The 23,256-nt window shown below is 65.8% G+C and carries 18 protein-coding genes; 9 read left to right on the forward strand and 9 right to left on the reverse strand.

Features of this window, described 5'->3' with window-relative positions; genetic code table 11:
- The first annotated feature begins 182 nt into the window (after positions 1 to 182).
- Together pyk and tesB are read left to right on the forward strand one after the other, a co-directional pair.
- Positions 183 to 1,607, forward strand: a complete 1,425-nt coding sequence (gene pyk, locus JOF56_RS22355; RefSeq protein WP_209641211.1) for a pyruvate kinase — start codon at positions 183 to 185, stop codon at positions 1,605 to 1,607.
- An 8-nt stretch (positions 1,608 to 1,615) separates the two neighbouring features.
- Positions 1,616 to 2,524, forward strand: coding sequence for an acyl-CoA thioesterase II (gene tesB, locus JOF56_RS22360; RefSeq protein WP_209641213.1), 909 nt, complete (start codon positions 1,616 to 1,618; stop codon positions 2,522 to 2,524).
- Here the strand turns inward: tesB and JOF56_RS22365 are convergent.
- The 7 genes from JOF56_RS22365 to JOF56_RS22395 all read right to left on the reverse strand — a co-directional run bounded on the left by JOF56_RS22365 (position 2,504) and on the right by JOF56_RS22395 (position 12,170).
- Positions 2,504 to 4,051: a thiopeptide-type bacteriocin biosynthesis protein gene (locus JOF56_RS22365; protein WP_209641215.1), complete on the reverse strand. Its 1,548-nt coding sequence runs from the start codon at positions 4,049 to 4,051 to the stop codon at positions 2,504 to 2,506. The genes tesB and JOF56_RS22365 overlap by 21 nt on opposite strands.
- Positions 4,048 to 4,806, reverse strand: coding sequence for a nitroreductase family protein (locus JOF56_RS22370; RefSeq protein ID WP_209641217.1), 759 nt, complete (start codon positions 4,804 to 4,806; stop codon positions 4,048 to 4,050). Before JOF56_RS22370 ends, JOF56_RS22365 begins: the two co-directional genes overlap by 4 nt.
- 686 nt (positions 4,807 to 5,492) lie before the next feature.
- The gene (locus tag JOF56_RS22375) at positions 5,493 to 7,082 is read right to left on the reverse strand and encodes a YcaO-like family protein (RefSeq protein WP_209641219.1); all 1,590 of its coding nucleotides are present in this window, start codon (positions 7,080 to 7,082) and stop codon (positions 5,493 to 5,495) included.
- A complete protein-coding gene (locus JOF56_RS22380; RefSeq protein WP_209641221.1) occupies positions 7,079 to 8,533 on the reverse strand; it encodes a hypothetical protein in 1,455 nt (484 codons plus the stop codon). Before JOF56_RS22380 ends, JOF56_RS22375 begins: the two co-directional genes overlap by 4 nt.
- Before the next feature lie 4 nt (positions 8,534 to 8,537).
- On the reverse strand, positions 8,538 to 9,608 hold the full coding sequence (locus JOF56_RS22385) for a lantibiotic dehydratase C-terminal domain-containing protein (RefSeq protein WP_209641223.1): 1,071 nt from the start codon (positions 9,606 to 9,608) through the stop codon (positions 8,538 to 8,540).
- The gene (locus JOF56_RS22390) at positions 9,605 to 11,947 is read right to left on the reverse strand and encodes a lantibiotic dehydratase (protein ID WP_209641225.1); all 2,343 of its coding nucleotides are present in this window, start codon (positions 11,945 to 11,947) and stop codon (positions 9,605 to 9,607) included. Before JOF56_RS22390 ends, JOF56_RS22385 begins: the two co-directional genes overlap by 4 nt.
- A 46-nt stretch (positions 11,948 to 11,993) precedes the next feature.
- Complete coding sequence (locus tag JOF56_RS22395) at positions 11,994 to 12,170, reverse strand: thiazolylpeptide-type bacteriocin (RefSeq protein ID WP_209641228.1); 177 nt, start codon at positions 12,168 to 12,170, stop codon at positions 11,994 to 11,996.
- Between the two features lie 207 nt (positions 12,171 to 12,377).
- Between JOF56_RS22395 and gnd the strand changes: the two genes are divergently transcribed.
- The gene (gene gnd / locus JOF56_RS22400; protein ID WP_209641230.1) at positions 12,378 to 13,811 is read left to right on the forward strand and encodes an NADP-dependent phosphogluconate dehydrogenase; all 1,434 of its coding nucleotides are present in this window, start codon (positions 12,378 to 12,380) and stop codon (positions 13,809 to 13,811) included.
- Between the two features lie 46 nt (positions 13,812 to 13,857).
- Here the strand turns inward: gnd and JOF56_RS22405 are convergent, their stop codons facing one another.
- Together JOF56_RS22405 and JOF56_RS22410 are read right to left on the reverse strand one after the other, a co-directional pair.
- Positions 13,858 to 16,005, reverse strand: a complete 2,148-nt coding sequence (locus JOF56_RS22405; protein ID WP_209641232.1) for a SulP family inorganic anion transporter — start codon at positions 16,003 to 16,005, stop codon at positions 13,858 to 13,860.
- A gap of 631 nt (positions 16,006 to 16,636) precedes the next feature.
- On the reverse strand, positions 16,637 to 16,954 hold the full coding sequence (locus JOF56_RS22410; protein WP_209641234.1) for a hypothetical protein: 318 nt from the start codon (positions 16,952 to 16,954) through the stop codon (positions 16,637 to 16,639).
- A 137-nt stretch (positions 16,955 to 17,091) separates the two neighbouring features.
- Between JOF56_RS22410 and JOF56_RS22415 the strand changes: the two genes are divergently transcribed.
- The 6 genes from JOF56_RS22415 (at position 17,092) to JOF56_RS22440 (ending at position 23,200) form a co-directional block, all read left to right on the forward strand.
- Complete coding sequence (locus JOF56_RS22415) at positions 17,092 to 17,955, forward strand: helix-turn-helix domain-containing protein (protein WP_209641236.1); 864 nt, start codon at positions 17,092 to 17,094, stop codon at positions 17,953 to 17,955.
- A gap of 4 nt (positions 17,956 to 17,959) precedes the next feature.
- Positions 17,960 to 18,151 (forward strand): DUF397 domain-containing protein, encoded by a 192-nt coding sequence (locus JOF56_RS22420; protein ID WP_209641238.1) that lies wholly within the window; start codon positions 17,960 to 17,962, stop codon positions 18,149 to 18,151.
- A gap of 560 nt (positions 18,152 to 18,711) precedes the next feature.
- Positions 18,712 to 18,891, forward strand: coding sequence for a hypothetical protein (locus JOF56_RS22425; RefSeq protein ID WP_209641240.1), 180 nt, complete (start codon positions 18,712 to 18,714; stop codon positions 18,889 to 18,891).
- Between the two features lie 11 nt (positions 18,892 to 18,902).
- On the forward strand, positions 18,903 to 21,890 hold the full coding sequence (locus tag JOF56_RS22430) for a helix-turn-helix transcriptional regulator (protein ID WP_209641242.1): 2,988 nt from the start codon (positions 18,903 to 18,905) through the stop codon (positions 21,888 to 21,890).
- 159 nt (positions 21,891 to 22,049) lie between these two features.
- Positions 22,050 to 22,757 carry an ABC transporter ATP-binding protein gene (locus JOF56_RS22435; protein WP_209641244.1) on the forward strand — a complete coding sequence of 236 codons (708 nt, stop codon included), beginning with the start codon at positions 22,050 to 22,052 and terminating at the stop codon, positions 22,755 to 22,757.
- Positions 22,754 to 23,200: an FtsX-like permease family protein gene (locus JOF56_RS22440; RefSeq protein ID WP_209641266.1), complete on the forward strand. Its 447-nt coding sequence runs from the start codon at positions 22,754 to 22,756 to the stop codon at positions 23,198 to 23,200. Before JOF56_RS22435 ends, JOF56_RS22440 begins: the two co-directional genes overlap by 4 nt.
- Positions 23,201 to 23,256 lie beyond the last annotated feature (56 nt).

Genomic DNA, 23,256 nt, shown 5'->3' on the forward strand with positions numbered 1-23,256 from the left:
CGCGCCGGCGATCCCCGCCGGAATGATCACGTGAAGATCAATTGAAATGCCTTGACCTGTGTAAACCCAGAACTGTCGGTGCTCGCCGGTACGCTGGATACCGGGGGGCCGAGGCCCGCGTCGCGATATTACTGACAGGTAGTTCCGCATCGGTTCAGATGGAGGGGCTAGGCTGCACGAACGTGAGCCGACGCGCGAAGATCGTCTGTACCCTGGGTCCCGCTACCTCGACCCCGGAACGTGTCCTCGAACTGGTCGAGGCGGGTATGGACGTGGCGAGAATGAATTTCAGCCACGGCAGCCACAGTGACCACAAGCAGGTGTACGACGTGGTCCGGGCCGCATCCGACGAGACGGGACACGCCGTCGGGATCATGGCTGACCTGCAGGGACCGAAGATCCGGTTGGGCACGTTCGCCAACGGGCCGGTCGAATGGAAGACCGGGGACGTCGTCCGGATCACCGTCGAGGACGTCGTCGGGACGCACGACCGCGTATCCACCACGTACGAGGGCCTGGCGCGCGACGCCAAGGCCGGCGACCGGCTGCTCGTCGACGACGGCAAGGTCGGCCTGGTGGTCCGGGAGGTCGAGAACCAGGACGTGATCTGCGAGGTCACCGAGGGCGGCCCGGTCAGCAACAACAAGGGCATCTCGCTGCCGGGTATGGACGTGTCCGTGCCGGCGATGAGCGAGAAGGACATCGAGGACCTCGAGTTCGCGCTGTCGCTCGGCGTGGACTTCATCGCGTTGTCCTTCGTCCGGTCGCCTGCCGACATCGACCTGGTGCACCAGGTGATGGACCGGGTCGGCCGCGGCCGGCTGCCGGTGATCGCCAAGCTGGAGAAGCCCGAGGGGGTCGACAACCTCGAGGCGATCGTGCTGGCCTTCGACGGCATCATGGTCGCCCGCGGTGACCTGGGCGTCGAACTGCCGCTCGAGCAGGTGCCGCTGGTGCAGAAGCGCGCGATCCAGATCGCCCGCGAGAACGCCAAGCCGGTCATCGTGGCCACCCAGATGCTCGACTCGATGATCAACAACTCCCGGCCGACGCGCGCCGAGGCGTCGGACGTGGCCAACGCCGTGCTCGACGGTGCCGACGCGGTCATGCTGTCGGGTGAGACGAGCGTCGGCCGCTACCCGATCGAGTCCGTCGAGACGATGGGCCGGATCGTGCAGGCCGTCGAGACCGAGTCCACGGCCGTGCCGCCGTTGACCCACGTCCCGCGTACCAAGCGTGGCGTGCTGTCCTACGCGGCGCGTGACATCGGTGAGCGCCTCAACGCGAAGGCTTTGGTCGCGTTCACACAGTCGGGTGACACCGTGCGCAGGCTCGCGAGGCTGCACACGCACCTGCCGCTGCTCGCGTTCACGCCTGAGCAGGAGGTTCGCAGCCAGCTGTCGCTGACCTGGGGCACCGAGACCTTCCTGGTGCCGCGGGTGGAGACCACCGACCAGATGGTCCGCCAGGTCGACATCTCCATGCTGTCCATCGGCCGCTACCAGCCAGGCGATCTAGTGGTGATCGTCGCAGGGTCGCCTCCGGGTACGGTCGGGTCAACTAACCTCATCCGGGTACACCGTTTGGGCGAAGAAGACCACGCTTAGGAGCTTTGATGACCGAGGTCGCGCGGGCCGCTGCGGCGGATCCGGGCCAGGCGGGCGCGTCCGGTCAGCCGGTGCTGGACCGCCTGGTCGCACTACTGGACCTCGAGGTCATCGAGGAGAACATCTTTCGCGGAGTGAGCCCCGCCGACCGCCCGATCCGGGTGTTCGGCGGGCAGGTCGCCGCCCAGGCGTTGATCGCGGCGGGCCGGACGGTCCCGTCGGATCGGCACGTGCACTCGCTGCACGCGTACTTCATCCGCGGTGGCGACCCGAGCATCCCGATCGTGTACGAAGTCGACCGGATCAGGGACGGCCGCTCCTTCACCACCCGCCGCGTGGTGGCGATCCAGCGCGGCAAGGCGATCTTTTCGCTGTCCGCGTCGTTCCAGGTGATCGAACCTGGCCTGGAGCATGCCGACTCGATGCCCGACGTGCCCGCGCCCGAGAGCCTGCCGACGTACTCCGACCAGGTCGGGCAGGCGCACGGCAAGCTGGACCCGGTTAGGTCGTTGCCGCGTCCCATCGACATCCGTTACGTCAGCGAACCGCCGTGGCTGTCCCGCGACAAGGGACCGCGCGAAGGCCGTAACCAGGTCTGGATGCGTGCCGACGGCAAGCTCGCTGACGACCCGTTGCTGCACGTCTGCGTGCTCGCGTACGCCTCGGACATGACGCTGCTCGACGCCCCGCTCGCGCGGCACGGCAAGTACTGGTGGCTCGACAAGGTCAACGGCGCGAGCCTGGACCACGCGATGTGGTTCCACCGGCCGTTCCGCGCTGACGAGTGGTTCCTTTACGACTGCGAGTCACCGAGCGCGTCCGGCGCCCGCGGCCTGGCCACGGGCCGGTTCTTCGCCCAGGACGGCACATTGATCGCGACAGTCGTCCAAGAAGGACTACTGCGCGTCGCTGACTGAGCCCGCTGACTCCGATCTCGCGACCGGGAGCAAGTACACGAGAGTGGCATTCACCCCGTCCAACGCGAGCAGGTCGTGCGCGAGGTCGTCGTAGATGCCGCCGATCGTCCCCATCGAGAGCCCCATCGCGGCGGCCGTCAGTCCCAGGTTCTGGGCCAGGTGACCTGCCTCGGTGAACGCGAACCGGAGCGCCCGCAAGCCGTACGTCTGCCGTAGTTCGCCGATCCTGACATAGAGGGCAAGCACGGCAGGCGTGCCCGACAGTTCGGTAGTTCCCGGCCCGAACCACATCGACGTGCTCTCCAGGTCCGGTACGGACGGACACGGCCCGGTCCATTCCAGGGTCCGGCAGATCTCGTCGAAGTCATAGCAACCGGGGGTCAATCCCTCGACAGACAACGCGATTGCCCTGATTCGTGCGCAATATTGCGCTCCAGCGCTCGGATATGGCCGTCCGCCCTGAGCTGTCCAGAGCAAAGTGGACAGTTCAACAGTGGTGAGGGTGCCACTGAGGGCTTCGTCGCGGCTGGTGTGCCTGTCGTTCAAAGCGGTGACGAGCGGGACCGTGAGGTTTTCCGGTGGCGGCAACGCCATTGTCCAGTTCTTGGCCGGCGCGGGCGGTTTGCTTGCTGTGCGCGGGAACTGGTTGATGAACCCGGGCAAGAACTTGCTTGCCTCAAGATAGCGCTGGTCGGAATCATCGCCGTGGAACGTGCTCAGCCCGTCGGGCGCGAGCGCGGCAGCCGCGACAAGCCAGCAGACCATGCGTTCCTCTTCCGGACTGACCCCCATCCGGTTGAACAACATATGCAGCTGCGACGCCCAGAACCGTGGCGGCAGGTCAGCCTTCGCCCTGGCGGCGCGGATCTGCTCGGACCAATGTGCGGCTGCCGGGTTGTCCGGACGGTCCCACCTTGCGCTGATCTCCTTGCCACGCTGAGAAAGAATCTGATGCGCGGCGATATGTGACTCGAGTGAGGGCGACGTGGCTGGTTCCTGGGCGTATCGCCAACTCGCGCCCATCGTGCGCAGCCAGGCCGCTGCCGCGGGCCGGTCCATTCCGAGCGCCCTGGTCGTAGTGATGGCGAGTCCAATCGCGGCGCTGAGCCTGGCGCTCTTCGAACGCGTGGACCGCAGTACCGCGACGGCGACTTCTGTGCTGCGGCAGAACAAGTCCTCAGCAATCGGCAGCCCTTCCGGGCCACCGTAACGCTCGATCTCCGGTTCGTACGGAACTTCGCGGACATCCCCGTGCGGCAACCATTCGCCACCGGGCGCGCCGATCTCGGCGTAGTACGCGACCGGGTCGATGTCGAGCAAAGGATGGTCCGTCGCGGTGACCAGGTCAAGGATGCTCTGCCTCAAGTCTTGCTTGCCGCGGTAACGGATGCGCAGATGCGGCCCGGTCTCCCAATAGCGGACATAGAACCAGTCGCCCTCGAACAACGCGGCGAGCTTGCCGGTGACGAAGTCGTCCACGTGTCCCGACTGCCACGAAAGTCGGCAGTGCACACTGTTCCAGGTCACGGCGCCTCCAAAGGGGACAGATCGTAGGAGAATCCAGTGACCTTCGGCCGGCCGGCCAGCAGCACGTAAAGCAAACTGTGTGATAGTGGAAAACCGGCCGCGGCTTCAAGTGCGGTGTCGTCAAAACTCCGCAATGGACGGCAGAACATCCCCGCTTTGGCCGCAGCCGTGCACAGGTGTTGTCCCAATGCACCCGCCGCCCGCAGCAACGCGGAATACTCGCCTTCGCCCCCCGCTTCGACAGCAGCGGACACATCCGCGGCCATAATCAACGCCAGATTCATCCCGGACACGTCCATCACCGCCCGGGAATGTCCATGACAGTCCTGGACGGCCTCCATCGCCGGACCCGCGCGCCGAACATCCACCGTGTACCAACCATCACGAGCACCGACAACATTGTGGACAGCAAGACGATGCTGCAAAGCAGGATGTTTCAACGTCCCCTCGGGAATCTGCTCCATGGCCTTGACGAAAGCGGTCAGCGTCTCGATCGGCAACGGCCTCGGATCCGCCGCCAGCCCCCGCGGCCCCAGCCCCGAACTGCGTTTCGGCAGCTTCCCAGGCGCTGCCCGGAAATCACCAGGCTCCAAGGTCACACCGTCACCATCAGCAAACGCCCGCAACCCGAATCGAGGCGCATTCTCCACCAGAGCGCCGGCCACATGCCCCACTTCCAGCTCAGTCAACGCATCCGCGAACTGCCCATACCCAGCCGACAACCGATCCGGCCGCCGGACAAACTCCAGCCGCACCCCCCGATCCCACCCCGGTTGCTCCCGCCCCAACCCAGAACAGTCACGCTCTACGCCCGCAGAGGTACGCTCCCGCCCCACTCCACGAGAGATACGCTCCACCGTGGGAGGGACATGCTCCTGTTCCGATTCTGAGCAAACATGTTCCTGCGCCGCTCCCGGAGGGACACACTCCTTGGGTGGCGTGTGCTTGAGCCTCGCCTCACATTCCCGCGCTACCCCAGGATAAACACGCCCGGACGTCGCCTCTGCAGAACTCCTGCTGCCCATACCCATATAGACAGTCCCCCGCCCAACCCGGGGGGCGTCCCTGGTCCAGTCTACTGGGGGTGCATGATCATCGGGGGGTTTCAAGGGGTGAGTCGGTGCGAGTGGGCCGTTCGCTCGGGGATCACTCGGTTGGGCTATGGCCGCGCGGCGTAGGGGGTCGAACAGCCAGCGTTCCCCGTCGGCGATGATCTCGACGTCTACCAGGTAAGCCGCGCGCGGGGACGGGTAAGCGCGGTGATCGTTGTACTGATTCCAAGGCTCCCAACGCGACGGGGTCAGAACCGCGACGAGCAGACGCGCCACATCTGAAGCGGGCAAAGCAAACCGAGTGCCGGGAGCGGAGAAACACTGAGGCGCGGGCCCGACCTTGATTTCCTTGCCGGGGCCGTGTGCGTAAGCCGCCGCGAGTGCCCGTTTCATGGGAACGGATGGGGTAGCCGGGGGCCGTTCGCGCGCAACCTTGACAGGCCGCGTGTCCGGCGATAGATGTGGCCGAATGTCATGGGCAGAGTGCCGGGCACGATCACCTTGGCGGAGAACAATCCCAGGCGTTCGGCGATGACCGGGTCGGATTGGTCCACCGCGATGACCTCCAGGTCCAGGGTTCGCAACCGGTCGACGTAGTGATCGAGTAACGTCTTCAGGTTGTCGAAGACGGGGAGATCTGCCGAAGGTGGTTCCACTTCCGGTTGGCCGAGAAGGAAATCGTGCCGGTCGGCAGCCTCGGGAAGAGCATTCACTGCCACATGCTCGGCCATTGTTCGGATCAGGTTCGGCTCCGCCAGTAGTCGTCGTAATCGGTCGCGATGGTAGGTTTGCGGCTCGGCGGCTTCGCGATCTACTATGGACTCTACGTCTACGGCGACTTCCACTGCTGCGGAGAACATCGCCCGGCGGGGGTCGGGGTGGGCGCCTGCGGCGTAGAAGATCTGGGGTGTATCAGGGACAGACCCCTGGTATCGGGCGACACCGATCACCGTCGGAATGCCGATGTCGTTGGTGGCATTGAAGAAAGTCAGCTCGTAACCGATCGACTCAAGCCGGTCCACCAAATGCAGTACGGTCCCATGCGCAGGAAGCCGGGGCAGCGGAGTCCTGCCGTACCAGGCCATCAGGAAGGCATCACGTTCGGCGACTTCGAAAAGGCCGTGCAGAACGGCTTCAGTGAGACTGTTGCCGAGACCGCATCCGTTGGAAGTCTCGGCGATGAATCGGCTTCCAACAGCCCAGTAGGCGACCTCTTCCGGAACTGCGACCGATTTGCCATGAGTGTACGACCAGCCGTGTACCCACCGGATCCGAAGGTCGGGGGAGTACGGAGTCAAGTGATTCTCCGCGTCGTACTCCCCAAGCCGCGTGGGATCCAGCGCGCGATCCGGACCCAGTTCGGTGAACGACGCCTCAAGCACGGTGCGTGTCCGGCGGGGCCGCATCCCGTTGTATCGCTCGACTGCTTCATAGAGAGCTACTTGCTCGGCCTCTTCAAAATTCACCGTTCGGCCGTATCCGGCTTCCACCGATGCGCCGACGAGTTCGGCACTCGCGACGGCCAGCGGCAGATGTCCGGTCCGGAATACGCCGGAAACCGGACCGTGCTTGAGGTCGAACAATTCGGCTCGCAGATTGCCGCTACGAGAATTGGCGCCTCGCAATTGACCTGGTTCCACCGGAGCCGTCAGGACTGGCTCCTGTGGGTGATCGTCCGGGATTGGGCCGCAGACAGGGCAACCTCCTGGCCGAGGTCGTACCGGATGGTGTGACACGACACCGAGATCGGTACGGACCGCGACCACCGACCTTCGGTACTGGTCCGCGTGCGCCTGAACCTCGGTCGCCAGCAGCTCCAGAAATGGCTTGAGGGCCGGTGTCGGAAATCCACTGATGGTCAGGTCGCTCTGCGGGACCAACGGGCCGAGTGTCGCTCGCCTTGCGGATTCGGCGCAGTCCACGCAGACATCGCCGGGAGTGGGGCCCAGCAGCGCCAGTCCGCCGTCGAATCTGATCATCGCGCGTCCAGGAGCGTGCTCAACGCGAGTTGTAGCTGGTCCTCGCGGCTGCGGACATCGGCGGGCCAGAACCAGTCCTTTGTCGCCCAGGAGGTCTCGGGCGGCTTGGCCAGAGGTGCCGCGCCGTTGAGGTGACACGGTTCATCCGAAAAGGACAGCCCTGCCTCTCGGGCCTGCTGGACTCCGGTTGCGGCCAGGGCTGCGAACGCGACTGCGTCCGCAGCCTCAGCCTCAATTGCCCAAGCCAGCACTTGGTCGAAAGAACGAATCTCGGCGTGCACAGCATGGTCGGCAAGACGAGTCACGCAAAGCGATGCCGTTACGCCGAATCGTAGCGTCAAGGCCTTCCACCAACGTCGCGCAGTCGGGTCACCGGCCCAATCCTCTTCGGACACTTCGGTCGCCGGGAAGTCCGGAAGCTGACCGCGAACGGTGGCACGCAGAATGATGCCGTGCGTGTGAGTGTCGTCGATCCCGGTATTGAGGGCGCGAACGGTCGCGTCGAGCCGTGCCGCATCGGAGGTTGTGCCGATGCCGAGATGACCCTCGCAGACCGCGATCTTTGCTGGAAGCTGTGGTAGCGAGCCAGTTTCCGGTATCGCGATGGGACCGAGTTCGGGGTCGACGAGCGCGTCCAGATCTGGCTGACGCGGCCGGGTGGCCGACAACCACGGGTGGTACATGGCAGTGAGCGGATCGAGCCTGGCCACCAGCACGCCGAGGTGCGGCACCTGCGGCGGAAGATCGTCACCGGGGTGCACGATGAACTCGGTGGACGGGTCCGGCAGGCCGCCTGCCGCGCAGATCAGCCGGTGCGCGGCGACCGAGCCGACCAACGCGGCGAGGATCTCAGGTGGTTGCGACTCATCGACACCGAGACGGCGGGCAACGTCCTTGCCGTCGGAGACGGCGTCCTCATAGGACCCAGGGTGGACGACGTATCCGACCTGATCGGAGCAACCGGCCGCGACGGCGTGCTCATCGGTGACCACAATGAGGCCGTCGCCTGGTTCAGAGCGGGCTTCGAGCCCGGTCGACTCGAGGGCTCGGCGGGCCGCCGCCGCGAGCAGACCGGAACCGACGACTGTGAATGTCGCGGCTCGCAGTCGTAGCCAGGATTCCTGTGGTTGCGGGGCAACGGAGATCAGCCAGTCGGCGACCTCATCCGGCGGTGCGTCCGGGATCCACTCGCTGTCGACCGTCACGACCATGTCGTGCGCCTGCAGCTGGTCGATGATCATCTGGATGGCCTTGGCGACCGCCGGTGATGCGGTATTCGGAACTCTGAATTCAGAATTCGGAATTCCCGTGGCCAGGGACGCGGCGATGCGTTGCCAGATGGTCCACAACCCTTTGCCGCCCTGCAAGGTGAAGCTCGACGCCCACCCGCGGACGTGGATCCCGTCAGGTGTGGGCGAGGCGTGCACCACGGGGCGTAACCGGACCACCATCGTTTCACCGTCTTTCCATCTGTGCCAGGTGTTCTGCCCAGCCGATGCCCGTGATCTCCTGGGTCGCGCGAGCCATCAGATCGGCGGCGAGATACCGCTGCATCGGGGTCACGTCGCAGATCGCGAGCAGCTGGTAGAGCACGTTGGTACCGAATCGGTAGACCGTCAGCGGCCGTTTGACCAGCGGATGCTCGAGATCGACTTCCCAGAGCCGGGTGTGGTACTCACTGAACTTCGTTCGTTCGGCGAAGTTGTAACGCTGGATGGTCGCTGGATCGCCTGTTTCGTAGGCACGTTCGCCGTAGCGAGGGTTCAATGTGGACGTCAGGTCGCCGGAGTCATACGTCTGCTCGGCGGCCAACCGCATTCCAATCGTCCATGCCTGCCAAGCGGCTTCGAGCTGACTGGTCGGGTGTCCCGTGGCGACCCGCTCGACGGATTCGACGACCTGAGCGGAATTCCGTTCCCAGATCTGGTCGAACTTCGCCCTGACCCGGCCGTCCGGATCACTGTGCAACAGGAAGTCCTCGAGATGCGAGAGGAATGAGTGGTATCCGTTCGCCAGGCCAGGTGGGTAACGGCTGGCGTGTACGGCCATTGCTGTGATCGCCACCTGAACGCGGCTGATGTCGACGAGTGACGACCGGGCAGCGTCGACGCCGAGCCGGAGTCCAACGGTGCGCAGGTCGATCAAGGCGTCCGAGCCGAGCAGGCTGTGCAGCCGGGTGGTGTCAGTGGGCTCGATGCGAACGGTGTTTCCGGGATATATCGGCGAATATGGCGGCTGGATCAGTTCGGCCAGGCCGTTGGCCCTGGCCTGACTCAGTAATTCGTCCTCGGTAAACCTTACTGAGGAAGGATTATCGGCCAAGTATTTCTCTAGCATTCTCGCGGCGGCATGAGCTGCCTCAACAGGACCGTCGAGACGGAGCCGGACGTGCGGCCCGTGCAGCCAATGCCTTTCGACGTGCCCGGTCGCGCCGAGGCGTGTAGCCGCGTCGAATGCCGGCAGTACGGCCTCACGTAACAGCGGCGCCTTCACCGGATCGTGGTAATAGCAGATGACATCGATCACGTTGTCCTCCACCAGGTTTCCGCAATCATCTCGACCACCCGGCCGGACGGCACCGGCAACGCCTCAGTCAGCTTCACCGGCCCGGAATACCGGCTGAGCGTCTTTGGCAGGCACCGCAGGTGTAACGCATTACCCAGATCGACGTACTGCGGTTTTGGTGCGTTCAACCGCTCCTCGAAGTCGGCCATGGAAGCGATCGCACCACCGGCGCTGACGAACACATGCTCTGGAATCCCGTACCGGCCACGCAGTTTTGCCACCGTGTACGCGACATCTGCCTCCTGTCCGACCTCTGGCACAGAGTCGAACTCCCAAGAACGGCGCGCCAGCAAGACATTCCGATACCGCAGCCGACCCCGTTCGAGTACATCACCATGCTCCACAGTGGATCTCAAGCCATCGAGATCAGCCCAGCCGCACGAAAGGTCCGTGTACAGAGCGGTAACCCGATCGGGCAACATCAGCGGCATCAGGAAACCCAGATACAGCACGTCGATCGCCCGGCCCCGGTGGATCAGCCGTAACTCGTCCGAGACCGGATCATGCCGCACCACAAGCTCATCCGGTGTCAGATCGGACCATTCCGGGTCCTCGCCGACTTCCTGGCCCAGTTTCGGCTGCAGATTCGGCGTGAATCCACCCACCGGCCGGAACTGGGCGAACCCGTCCTCGAAGATTCCGGCGAGGTACGCGGCGACATCCTGACGCGCGACCGGTGGAAGCTGGTTGAGGAAACGGCTGGCGAACCTCGTGAAACCGGCATAGCAGTGGTTGACCACGAGTCCGTCGGCCGTTCGCTGCACGAACCAGGAATAGGACACTGGCCTGCCGCGCGGCGCCAGGAGATCACCGGCCATCCGGATCATCTCGTCGGTGATCTCCTCGCGATCACCCAGCTGGGTATGAATCTCCCGCAGCGATGCACTGACCGGACCGGTCAGTGCATCGATCAGGGCTGCCGAGAACAACTCCGCGCAATCGGCTGGATGCGCACTCGCGCCGACGCCGAACTGCTCGACGAACTTCTCCCGCGCGATCCGCCGGATCAGCAACTGCCGGTCGAAAGCCATCATCAGCGGGGTGAGCCGGGCCAGTGTGTCCATCCCAGACCGATCGAGCCGGACGACCTCCGGCAGCACAACATCTTCCACGACCGGCGCGACACCAGGCTGCCCGAGATCCGTCCAGCCTTTCGACAGCTCCGCAAGCCGCGCCGGACGCTCTCGCGCATCCAAGGTCCCGAACGATTCCGTGTCCTGCGCCAACGTTGTCAGCAGATGCGCGGCCCCAGAATCGCCCGCGTCCCGCAACCATTCGGCCAGGGCTCGGGCGGCATCCGGGTCCTGCGGGTCGACCGGCGCGACCGGAATCAGCAGGCCGATGTCCAGCAGCCGGTTGACGAATCTCGACGCGGCCGGGGCCTGGTCGTCCGGCAGCCGCGCGGCCAGCCTGCTGATCAGCTCAGCCGGAATCGCGGCCTTCGGCCGGGCCGCGTCGAGCACAAAACGCAGCGGCCCGGTCACGGAAACGTCGACCACTTCTTCTTTGGTCACATAAGCACGTGCCGAACCGGCGACCGGAATGTCCCGGTGAAATGAAACCCGGCCGTCACGTTCCCGCAGTCCAGGAGCGAGCCGGTGCGGGATGCAATCCCGTCGGGCGCCGAGCAATGACGCAGTCAGCTGCGCGAGCAACACGCGATTGATCTGTGCCCGTGCCACCGGCTTCTGATCGTGATCGGTGCCGTCTGACCAATGTCCCCATGCAACATAGGTGTACCAGGACAACGGACTCGTTTTGGAACTCGCCCGCAGCGCATACCGCAATACGGTCGCTTCCGCCTTACGGGCTTTACGGGCATTGCTGCCGGAAGCGATCCGCTCCAAACCGTGCAGCAAATCCGGTCCGGTCAGCACTGCGGCCCGTCGCAGCGGTTCAGCAGCACACATTTCAGCCAATGTGGCGCGTTCTGCCGTCAACGCCGAAGCCCAGTGTTCGTGCACTTCAGACGACTGCCTGTAAAGCGCATCCTGCGCGTCGACCCATTCACGCAACAACGGCACACGATCCGGCAAGTCAGCCAGATCAGTGCGCCGGAAGGAACGTCCATTGTGAATGGAGCGGCGTAACGGCAGGACGACTCGGCGGTGAAACTCCACTGAATGCCCTGTCGCGCTGGAGTACAAGGCGTCGGCCACGGCCGGAGCCAGAGCGGCGATCCTGGACTCGAGCGCGACCAGGGCGTTCAACGCGGTCCGGAAGTCACCGACGACCGGCGCAGGGTGGACAAGCGCAGCCAGCCGGACCAGAGCGAACGGCGCCACCTGCGGACCGGTCATCGTGACCTCCTGACCGAAAAACCCGGAAACCGGACAACCGAACCGATCAAGCCGGGAATTCGATCACCGGCGGGTGGCAGCAACAGCAGGACGAACTGCCGCACGAGCACGACGAGCCGACGGTGGAGGCGCCGGACTCGGGTAAGGCGACCGCGTCGCGCATCGAGGTGACCGCGAGGCCGTCCAGTTCGAGGTCGTCAACATCGAATGTGAGGTCTTTCATGTCGTCTCCTTGGCGAGTTGTGGCCACAGGCGGCCGGCCACAAGCTTCGCCGTCTGGACGCAAGGAGACCGCAACATGCGCGACCGCATAGGCTCGTGCCGTACATATCCCGTGTCCACCCGGGTGACCTGCGGCAACGTCGCCACGGTCGGCGGCTTGAGCGGGACAAGCGAGCCTTATGAGGGCTGATACGGCAGGCTGGTACACATGGCGAACAGCACGGAAGGCACGGCCCGCATCGCGGTGACCGGCCTGGCGACAATGGGCAGCAACCTGGCGCGGAATCTCGCCCGGCACGGCTTCAAGGTGGCGGTGCACAACCGCTCGTTTGCCCGGACCAAGTCGCTGATCGAGCAGCACGGCCACGAGGGCGAGTTCGTCCCGGCCGAGACCGCGGCCGAGCTGGTCGCGTCCCTGCAGAAACCCCGCCAGGTGATCATCATGGTCAAGGCGGGCGGTCCCACCGACGCGGTGATCGACGAGCTCGCGGACCTGATGGAACCCGGCGACATGATCATCGACGGCGGCAACGCGCACTTCGCCGACACCCGACGCCGCGAGGCCGCCCTCAAGGAGCGCGGCCTGCACTTCGTCGGGGCGGGCATCTCCGGTGGTGAGGAAGGTGCCCTCAACGGCCCGAGCATCATGCCTGGTGGCTCGCCCGAGTCCTACAAGCACCTCGGCCCGGTGCTGGAGTCGATCGCCGCGAACGTCGACGGCCAGGCGTGCTGCGTGCACGTCGGCCCGGACGGCGCCGGTCACTTCGTCAAGATGGTGCACAACGGCATCGAGTACGCCGACATGCAGCTGATCGCGGAGTCCTACGACCTGCTGCGCCGGGCCGGTGGCCTGGCGCCCGCGCAGATCGCGGACGTCTTCCGGACCTGGAACTCCGGTGACCTGGAGTCCTACCTGGTGGAGATCACCGCCGAGGTGCTCGGGCACGTCGACGCCGAGACCGGCAAGCCGTTCGTGGACGTCGTGACTGATCAGGCCGAGCAGAAGGGCACCGGTCGCTGGACCGTTCAGGAGGCCCTTGAGCTGGGCATTCCGGTCACCGGCATCGCCGAGGCCGTGTTCGCCCGGTCGCTGTCGGCCCGGACCGACCAGCGCTCGGCGCTGCAGGACGGTGGCGTCAACCCGGTCGACGTGCCGGACACCCTCGTCGACGATGTCCGCGCGGCGCTCTACGCGTCCAAGGTCGTCGCATATGCCCAGGGCTTCGACCAGATCCGGGCCGCGAGCGAGACCTACAGCTGGGACATCGACCTCGGCGCCATGGCCACGATCTGGCGCGGTGGCTGCATCATCCGCGCGGTGTTCCTCAACCGCATCCGCGAGGCGTACGAGAAGAGCCCCGACCTGCCATCGCTGCTTGTCGACGAGTACTTCCGTAGCGCCGTCGAGCAGGCCGTCGAGGCGTGGCGTCGCGTTGTCGTGACGGCCGTGCAGGCCGGCGTGCCGGTACCCGGTTTCGCCAGTGCGCTCGCGTACTACGACGCACTGCGGTCCGAGCGTCTGCCCGCGGCACTCGTCCAGGGCCTGCGCGACTTCTTCGGCGCGCACACCTACACGCGTGTCGACAAGCAGGGCACGTTCCACACACTGTGGGGCGCGGACCGTTCCGAGATCGACGCCTGACACTCGGAAAGAGCCGGCCCGGACGCACCGGGCCGGCTCTTTCCGCCTACAGCAGCGATTCCAGCTGCACCAGGCGGTACGAGTCCGGGTCGACCAGGTACACCCGGGCTTCGGCCAGGTCGAAGTACATGCCGACCAGCTTGAGCCGGCCGAGTTCCTCGGCCTCGCGGACGCTGGGGTGGGTGCGCAGATTGTCCAGCTGCTGAGCGACATTGGCCGCCGCCAGCAACTCCAGATCGTCCGTGCCGTCGACGCGTGCCAGACTCGAAGCAGCGTTACGCAACCATGAGTGCAGGCTCGTGCCCGGCTGGCTGCTGCCCTTCAGCAACGCGTTCATCGCGCCGCAATGCGAGTGGCCACAGACCACAATGGTCGGCACGGCCAGGACATCCACGGCGAACTCGATCGCCGCGCCGACCGAACTGTCCTCATCGCACTCGCTGGACGAGAGCACAGGCACGAGGTTGCCGATGTTGCGGACGCAGAACTGGTCACCGGGGCCGGTCGACGTGATCAGGTTCGGCAGGACCCGGGAGTCAGCACATGTGATGAACAGCTGTTCGGGCCTCTGGCCGTGTTCGGCGAGTTCGGCCAGGAACGGCCGGACCAGCGGCGCCGCCATCCGTTCGAACTCGAGCGCGCCGTCCAGCACCGGCTCGCGCGGTTCGGGCATCCGCAGAGTCCACTTCTCCCAGTCGGTCCACCGGCCGACCCAGCGCGCCGGCGGGATTGTCTTGCGGCGGCCGGGTTCGCCGTCGCGGGCACGCCGGTACCAGGTGCCGGATTTCTCACGGACCTGAACCTGACCGCCGCGTGCCTCGTAACCGGACCGCCAGTCGTCGATGGCCTCGAACGCGGCGTGGTCCATGAAATCCACCCGCAGTTGGAGAATCACACGTTCCCCTGAGGGAATCCGGCGTAGTTCACGTACAAGCCGGCCCACACCAAGAAAGACAAGCGAGCCGCCGACGTCCACGGACCAGCTGTCGTTCTCCTGTCGGACCCGGACCGACGTGTGCGCAAGCCGGTACAGCGCTCGCACGATGGCCACCGCGACACCGATCGCGACGCCTTCCAAGAGCCCCAACGTGATCACGCCGAGCACCGTCACCGCGTACACCGCGAGTTCCCCATGCATGCGGAGATCCCGCAGATGTCCGGCGTCCACGAGCCGCAGACCGACCACGATCAGCACGCCCGCGAGCGCCGCCATGGGGATTTGTTCCAACATGTTCGCCAGGAACAGCACGAACAGCAGAACCCAGACGCCGTGCAAGATCGAGGAAGTACGAGTCCGCGCGCCCGCCGCGACATTCGTCGAACTACGCACGATCACGCCGGCGACCGGCAACCCGCCGAGCGCGCCGGACACAGCGTTCGCCGCGCCCTGGCCGAAGAGTTCGCGATCGAGATCCGCGCGCGGGCCGTTGTGCATTTTGTCCACTGCCACTGCGGACAGCAAAGACCCCACACTGGCCACAAGCGCCACAGTCACCACAGCGACCCCGATCTCCACCGCGCCGCCGTTGGGCATCGCCGGTGTCGCCAGGCCGGCCAGAGGGTCGTCGGGCAGTTGCACGGTTGCGACGTTCCACCGGAACAGCAACTCCACTCCGGTTGCCGCGACCACAGCGACCAGCGGAGCGGGAATCACGTTGCCACGCGGCACTTTCGGCCACAGAACCATCATCGCGACGGTCACCAGGCCGATCCCGACCGCACCCCAGACCGGTGTCTGGCCGAAAAGGGCGGCCAGACTGGTCAGGACGTCGCTGTCGGCGTGACCGCCCAGCAGTACCTGCAACTGGCCCACCACAATGGTGATTCCTATACCCGCCAGCATGCCGTGCACGACGGCAGGCGAGAGCGACAGCGTCAGGCGGCCGACTTTTGTTACGGCCAAAAGAATCTGCACCACGCCCGCGGCCAGCGTGATACCTGCGGTGGCGGGCCAGCCGTACTGCTCGACCAGACCGGCGACGATGACCGTCATCCCGGCGGCCGGGCCGCTCACCTGAAACGCCGATCCGCCAAGCGAACCGGCGACGATACCGCCGACCACGGCGGCGACCAGGCCGGCGATCAGGGGGGCGCCGGACGCGGCCGCGATCCCGAGCGACAGCGGAACGCTGATCAGGAACACGACAAACGACGCGGGCAGGTCGTATCTGAGCACAGTGGTGACGCGGGACATGCTTCTTCCTCTGCGGAGGCTGGGAAACCCGGGCAGGATGAAACCGCCCGGGGTGCGTGTAAGGGGGTGGCAGGCATCGCCTGGTCGACGAACGTCCGGCAAACATGCCGGACGTACGACTTGTGGGCAGGCTCTAGGGCGTGTCCCGTGACCCACGGGACATGTCCTGACGCCCTAACCGGGGCTGGTCCAGTAGCGCGCGGCGTGCGCGCCCGAAACCGCCACGTGGGCGAAAGGGGCCCCTGGGAGCCCGTTGCTTGGTGTCACCGGCCATCTGCTCGAAACCTCCGTGTCGGCACCGCGAGTGTCGGCACTTGGACGGGTCCGGTCACTGTGTCCTCTGTGTACCGTCCCGCCTGATCTCCATGATGGCGGTAGATCGCTTGCAGCGCAAAAAATTCATCCGGTCGAGTTGATCACACGCGGCGCGGTGACGGTCTGAAATGACCACAGTGGACTGACCGGGACAGCCAGCGGGACCGGAACTCTGTCGGGGGCGCGAGAACCGGCCCCGCTGGGGAGGGGTTACCGGACGGCACGGTGAAGTCGGCCGGGGGAAGGGTTGGCCGGGGGAGGGACCGTGCGCGTCCAGTCGGACCGGGGGGTTGAGGCCGGTCCGTCCGGGGGCAGCTCAGCGGGCGCCGAGCTGGCGGGTGTCGCTGTAGGGCTGGTCGTCTTCGGTGACCAGCAGGCAGAGGTGCGCCGCCAGGTATGCGCGGCAGGGTGCGGGCGCGCGGCCGAACAAACGCTTGCGGCACGAGGGACAACGACCTTGCTCGTCCGGCCGGTGTTCGTCCAGTACGGCCTGCAATGCCGCGACCACCCGCGGCAGTTCGCCGTTCGCGATACGGGTTGCGGCCGCCGGGTCGGCGGATTCCCCTCGCCGGGTGAGATCAGCCAGGTAGCCGTTAAGTGAGGACTCCAAGTGGCCGAAGATTGAATTGTTCACGACGACCACCCGTCACCACGTCCCTCTGCGTCCGTCCGGACCTTCGACTGCTACTCCAAGCGGTGAGAAGAAGCTTGCGTGTGCAACCCGCATTCTGCAAGTTGCAGTACACGAACGGGTGACACCTGGAGTGGCAGATGGCACGAGGACAGAGCCCCACTGTCCGACGGCGCAGACTCGCCAGCGAACTACGCAGACTCCGTGAGGCCGCACGGCTGACGATCGAGGAAGTCGGCGAGAAACTGGAGTGTTCGGCCTCCAAGATCAGTCGCATCGAGACAGGTCACGTCGGCGTGACGCCACGCGACGCGCGCGATCTTCTTGAGCTCTACAACGTCGCCCCCGATCAGTTGGAAGCGCTTGTCCAACTGGCCAGGGAGGCACGTAAGAAAGGCTGGTGGCACGCCTACAACGAGGTCTTCACCGGCGCCTTCGTCGGACTTGAGTCCGATGCGTCCTCACTGCGGGCTTTCCAGGCCCTGCTCGTGCCCGGCCTGCTGCAGACCGAGGACTACATCCGGGCGGTGATGCGCTCGATACGGCCGGACTGGACAGAGGCCGATGTGGAGCGCAGGGTCGGTGCCCGCATGGCGCGCCAGCGGTTGCTGACCGACTCGCAACCACCGGCATATTGGGCGATCATCGACGAGGCGGTGTTGCGCCGAATGGTGGGTGGACCGGATGTGATGAATGCGCAGTTGAGCCGGTTGTGTGAAATCTCCGCATTGCCTAACGTCACTCTGCAGGTGGTCCCGTTCGATGCGGGAGCGCACTCCAGTATGGAGGGTCCGTTTCTGATCTTGGGATTCCCGGAACAGGCGGATCCTGATGTCGTCTATGTGGACACCACTACGGGCGGCGTCTACTTGGAGGAGCAGTCCGACGTCCAGAGGTATACGTTGATGTTCGACCATTTGCGAGCGTCCGCGTTGAGTCCGGACGACAGTCTGCAGCTGGTCTCTGGGACGGCCGAAAGGTTGTCTCGTCAACGAGAGGAGTAAGGCTTTGTCCGTTTCCGATCCGGCCGGCGCGGCGTGGCGCAAGAGCAGCCATAGCGGTGCCGGCAACGACTGTGTCGAAATCGCCTTGGCGGAAACACAGGCACGAGTACGTGATTCCAAGAATCCGGACGCCGGCACGCTGCGCTTCGGCGCCACCAGATGGGCGATCTTCCTCACTGCGACAAAGTGCGACTGAGTCACCGGCGCACCACATAGCCGAACATTGGTCCAGACCTATTGCCGGGTAGGTCTGGGCCGCTTTATGTCCAGGACATTTTCGGCGAGACTTGGCCACATGCTTGTGTTATCCGGCTTATGACATTGCGTGGGCAAAGGTCGCCCACATCAACTACGCGTTCGCCCGGATAGGTACCGGCAATCGTGTATCCGTGCCGGCGTCCCGGCCGTGCCGTAATTGCGATACGCCCGGAAGCGTATCTTGAAGTCCATAAAGGACGAAAACCTGTGCGTTCTGCCAAGAATGGCCGCGGCCGGTTGTTCCTCTCGGATCGGGCCGTTCCGGCCGCCGGCGGCCAAAGCGAGTGATCCGCACCGGGAACACGTGAGCGACAAAGACCGACCACTTACCCGGCGACCAGCGGAAACCGTAACCCCTTACGAGGCCTTACCCGCACCGGAGCATCCCTTACCCGGCTGCCTGAGGCCTGCGCGGCTCAACCTTGGTCGTTCACCTGATGCCGCGTGCCCGGCCTTACGACGAATCTCATCATCACCAACGAAGAAGAGGTGAGTGAGATGGAATGGACCCCCGAGGCCATCGACGCGGAGATCGCCTACCGCCGGGGCGACCTGGTCGCCAAGAGGCACGCACGGGAACTGCGCACGGAGCAGTCGCACAACGGGCAGCCTCGCTGGTGGCACCGGCTCAAGGCGCATCGGTCCGATGACGGAAATGGTGAGCGTCACGCTGCCTGAGGTGTGTCACGATGCCTGACATGCCGAGACTGGGATCAGGAATACCGTTGGTCGCGCGCAGCCGGGAGATGGACCGGTTGCGTGCGGCCTTTGACCGCGCGGCGCGCAAGTCGGCCGGTGCGGTGCTGATCGCTGGGGACGCCGGTGTTGGCAAGACGCGCATGGTGCACGAGCTGGGCGGGTTCGCGGCGGAGCAGGACGCGGTTGTGCTGTTCGGGCGTTGTGTGGACATAGGCGAAACCGGGTTGCCTTACCTGCCGTTCGCGGAAGCGCTTGCGCAGGTGCGCGCGCACGGGCGTGCGGAGTTGCTGGGGAAACCGGCCCTGGGGATGTTGTTGCCGGATTTGGCGCCGCCCGCGGCGCAGGTGCAGGAGCCGCAGCGGTTTGTGCCGAACTTCGGCAAACTGCCGGGGCTGCCGCCGCGCCCGGAGCAGGATGTGGGGCAACTGCAGCTGTTCGACGCGGTACACGCCGTGCTGGGGGAGCTTGCTGAGGAAAAGCCCGTTGTCCTGGTGATCGAGGACCTGCACTGGGCCGACAGTTCGACCCGTGGCCTGTTGTCTTTCCTGCTTTCCAGACTGCGGTCGCAGCGGGTGCTCGTTTTGTGCACGTATCGGACCGACGACCTGCACCGCCGCCATCCGTTGCGGCCGTTGCTGGCCGAGCTCGTGCGGTTGAACGCGGTGGAACGGCTGGAGCTGGCGCCGTTCGACAAGACCGACGCACGGACCTTCGTCCATGCGCTCGCCGAAGGGCTGGTGGAGGAGGACACGATCCGGCGTGTCGCCGACCAGTCGGAGGGAAACGCGTTCTTCGCGGAGGAACTGCTGGCCGCACTGTCCGATTCGGACGACTGCGGCCTGCCGGCGTCACTGGCGGATGTGCTGCTGGCCAGGGTGGAACGGCTCAGCGAGCCGACCCAACAGGTGATCCGGCTCGCGTCGGTGGCCGGGCGTTCGGTCAAGCACAGCACACTGCGCGAGGTCGGCGAGTTCGACGACATCCAGCTGGAGGAGGCCTTGCGGGAGGCCGTCCAGCACTTCGTGTTCGTCGCCAGTGGTGAGCAGGTTCACTACTCGTTCCGGCACGCGTTGACCCGTGAGGCGGTCTACGGCGATCTGCTGCCCGGGGAACGTGTCCGTCTACATGCGAGTTACGCCCGCTATCTGACTGGTCGTCAGGGGGAACGCGGTAACGCGGCCGCGCTGGCGTATCACAGCCTGGAGAGCAACTCGCTGAAGACCGCGCTGGTCGCCTCGGTCGAGGCAGCGACGCAATCGACTGACCTGGGCGCGCCCGGCGAGGCTCTGCGCTACCTGGAACAGGCACTGCGGCTGTGGGACTCGGTCGACGAGAAGCCGACTCAGACCGATGAGCTCAAGTTGCTGCGTAAGGCGTCCTGGGCGGCAGGCACGTCCGGCAACCCGGAACGCGCGATCGCGTACGCGCGATCCGCCTGCAAGCTGGCCGACGAGCAGCCCGATCCGCAGGTCTCCGCCGAGGTCCGGCGCCGGCTGGCGCAGAGCCTGATGGCCATCGACGGCGGTGAGGAGGAGGCCCGCGCGGTCATCGAGACGGCTTGGGCGAAGGTCGCCGACCTGCCGCCGAGTGACACCCGGGCCTGGGTTCTGGCCGTCCAGGCCCGGATTCTGCGTTCGCACGGTGAGCTCGAGCTGTCGCGTGAACGTGCGGAACGAGCTGTGCAGGACGCGCAGTCGGTGGGCGCTGTCGGCGCTGAGGCGGACGCTCTGACCACGTTGGCAACGGTCATCGAAGCCGGCGGCGGCGTCGAGCAGAGCCTCATCCTGTTGCAGACGGCCACCGACCGGGCGATCGAGGCCAAGGCCATCGGCGTCGAGCTGCGCGCCCGCTACTACCAGGGTCTTAACCGCTTCGAGTTAGGACTGCTGGACGAGGCGGCCACCGCGCTGGGGGACGGCATCCGCCTGGCCAAGAGCACCGGCCTGTCGTGGAGCGACTTCGGACTGGAACTGCGATGCCTGGCCGTGCTGACGCACTTCGCCCGGGGTGACTGGGACATCGCCGAGGAGCTGGCCGAACAACCCCGTGGCCGGGTCTCCACCACAGTGTCGGCGCGGCTGGCGGCGACAGGCCTGCACGTGATGGTGGGCAGGGGCCGGTTCGCCGACGCCGAACGCCTGCTCGCAAGCCTTCGGCCGGAGTGGCGTGAGCTGCCGATCGCCCTGATCGCGGGCTCGGTCGGCGCGGAACTGGCGGTCTGGCGTGGCAGGCCCGAACTGGCCGTCCAGCGCGTGGACGAGGCCGTCGAATGGAGCGAACGCACGGGCGGTCACTGGCTGCTCGCGGGCATCAAACTGGGCGCGCTCGCCACCGCGGCCTGCGTCGACATCGCCCAACAAGCCAAAGGCCCGGACCGCGACGCGGCAATAGCCGACGGCGAACGCTTTGTCGAGCACGCTCGGAAAACCGCGGAATTCGGCACACCTCGCAGCGGTGTCCTCGGTCCCGACGGCCGGGCCTGGCTGGCCCGCGCGGAAGCGGAACTGACCCGGCTGCACGGCCAAAGCTCCCCCGAAGCCTGGGCCACGGCCGTGGCAGCACTCGACTACGGAGTGCCATACGAGCAGTCCTTCGCTCGCTGGCGTTACGCCGAGGCCCTGCTGAGCGCGGACCGACGCGAGGAAGCCGCCGCTCAACTCCGCCAGGCCGGCAAAACAGCGGCGGACCTGGGCGCCAAACCTCTTTTCGACGCCGTCACCCAACTCGCCCGCCGAGCCAGAATCCCCCTCACCGAGAGCAGCACCCCGGCCCGCGACACGGTCGACCTCTTCACTCCTCGTGAGCAATCGGTCCTGAGACTGGTCGCGGCTGGTCAGACAAACCGCCAGGTGGGCGAAGAGCTCTACATCAGCGAGAAGACCGTCAGCGTCCACCTCTCCCGCATCATGGCCAAACTGGGTGCGAGCCGCCGAGCCGAAGCGGTGGCCATCGCCTACGACCGAGGTCTGCTGGATTAGCGAGACAACGGTGGGCCGCTTGCCCGAGAGCGGCCCACCGTTAACCCTGGTCTAGTCCTTGGGGTTGCTTGGCTGAGAGGTTTATCAGACTCAGGTCTGACCTCACAGGGGCCTGCAAGCCGATGTGGAGGCGAGGTTCCGGCTCGTACCGTTGGCGTCATGTCGGTGGTGGCCGGGGCGGCGGCGAGCGCACGGGGCCTGGTGTGGGGGCGAGTGCTGCGCGGGGTCGATCTCGAGGTGCCTGCCGGCCAGCTGACGGTGGTCGTGGGCGTGGCCGGGGCGGGCAAGACGACCTTGCTGGACTGCGTGGGCGGGCTGCGGCGGCCCGACCGGGGGAATGTCCACATCGGAGCCGATCGGATCACCGGGTTCGGCGACGCCGCGCTCACCAGGGTGCGGCGGGATCGGATCGGGTTCGTCTTCGCCACGTGCAGTCTGTTGCCATCGTTGTCAGTGGGACAGAACATCCGGATCGCCCAGGACCTGGGCGGCAGTCAGCCTGATCAGTGCTGGTTCGACACCGTTGTCGATCTGCTCGGCCTGGCCGCGTTGCTCAAGGAGAAACCCGACCGGCTGACTGCCGGGCAGCGGCAGCGTGTCGCGTGTGCGCGTGCTTTTCTCAACAAGCCCGATGTCGTGCTCGCCGATGAGCCGGCCGCGGAGCTTGATCGGCGGGAATCCGCCGCACTGCTGGGATTTCTGCGCATGTGGGTGCGCAAGATCGGGCAGGCCGTTCTGCTGGCGACCTCGGATCCGTTCGTCGCCGCGCATGCCGACCGTGTCCTCGTCCTGGCCGACGGCCGGATCACAGGCGAGATCACCAGGCCGACAGCGGATTCTGTCCGGGCGGTACTGGAGAGGCGATGAGCGTCCCAGTGCACCCGATCCACGCCGGGCCGCGGATGAGTCTCCCCGCCTTGGCCGGCACCCTCGTCCCGATCGCGTTCTGTGTCGTGCTTACGATCGCGGGATCCACCGGCTGGTGGGTGCTGACCGTTCTCCTGGTCAGCGAAATCGCCGTCTACCAGTCGTTTTCCGCTCTGGTCCGGCGGCGGCGCCGGGATTTGGCGCTGCTGCGGTGTTTTGGCGCCAGCCGTGGTCAGGTGTTCGCCGGTGTACTCACCGAGGCCGCCTGGTGCGGGCTGGCCGGGGCGTTACTCGGATTGGGCTTCTGCATGATCGCCCTTGGGCTGTACAAGTTCGACAGCGCGATATTCGCTTTGCTCATGGGTGTTGGTGGCGCCGTTGTGGGCGCGTTCGTCCCCGCATTCCGGGCCAGCAGGGTGCCGCCGGCCGGCCCGCGAAGGTAACGGAAAGGTGTAGACCGAAGTTCGCACGCTTGACACAAGGTTCGATTTTGACGACG

It is taken from the genome of Kibdelosporangium banguiense, from assembly GCF_017876405.1.
Taxonomy (GTDB): Bacteria; Actinomycetota; Actinomycetes; order Mycobacteriales; family Pseudonocardiaceae; genus Kibdelosporangium; species Kibdelosporangium banguiense.

Bases quoted from the DNA above. Each gene is read 5' to 3' on its own strand.
- JOF56_RS22405 (WP_209641232.1), bottom strand. From the start codon at position 16,005: ATGTCCCGCGTCACCACTGTGCTCAGATACGACCTGCCCGCGTCGTTT.
- JOF56_RS22435 (WP_209641244.1), top strand. From the start codon at position 22,050: ATGTCGGTGGTGGCCGGGGCGGCGGCGAGCGCACGGGGCCTGGTGTGG.
- JOF56_RS22375 (WP_209641219.1), bottom strand. From the start codon at position 7,082: ATGATCAGATTCGACGGCGGACTGGCGCTGCTGGGCCCCACTCCCGGC.
- JOF56_RS22425 (WP_209641240.1), top strand. From the start codon at position 18,712: ATGGAATGGACCCCCGAGGCCATCGACGCGGAGATCGCCTACCGCCGG.
- JOF56_RS22440 (WP_209641266.1), top strand. From the start codon at position 22,754: ATGAGCGTCCCAGTGCACCCGATCCACGCCGGGCCGCGGATGAGTCTC.
- tesB (WP_209641213.1), top strand. From the start codon at position 1,616: ATGACCGAGGTCGCGCGGGCCGCTGCGGCGGATCCGGGCCAGGCGGGC.
- JOF56_RS22415 (WP_209641236.1), top strand. From the start codon at position 17,092: ATGGCACGAGGACAGAGCCCCACTGTCCGACGGCGCAGACTCGCCAGC.
- JOF56_RS22380 (WP_209641221.1), bottom strand. From the start codon at position 8,533: ATGGTGGTCCGGTTACGCCCCGTGGTGCACGCCTCGCCCACACCTGAC.
- JOF56_RS22395 (WP_209641228.1), bottom strand. From the start codon at position 12,170: ATGAAAGACCTCACATTCGATGTTGACGACCTCGAACTGGACGGCCTC.
- gnd (WP_209641230.1), top strand. From the start codon at position 12,378: ATGGCGAACAGCACGGAAGGCACGGCCCGCATCGCGGTGACCGGCCTG.
- JOF56_RS22430 (WP_209641242.1), top strand. From the start codon at position 18,903: ATGCCTGACATGCCGAGACTGGGATCAGGAATACCGTTGGTCGCGCGC.
- JOF56_RS22390 (WP_209641225.1), bottom strand. From the start codon at position 11,947: ATGACCGGTCCGCAGGTGGCGCCGTTCGCTCTGGTCCGGCTGGCTGCG.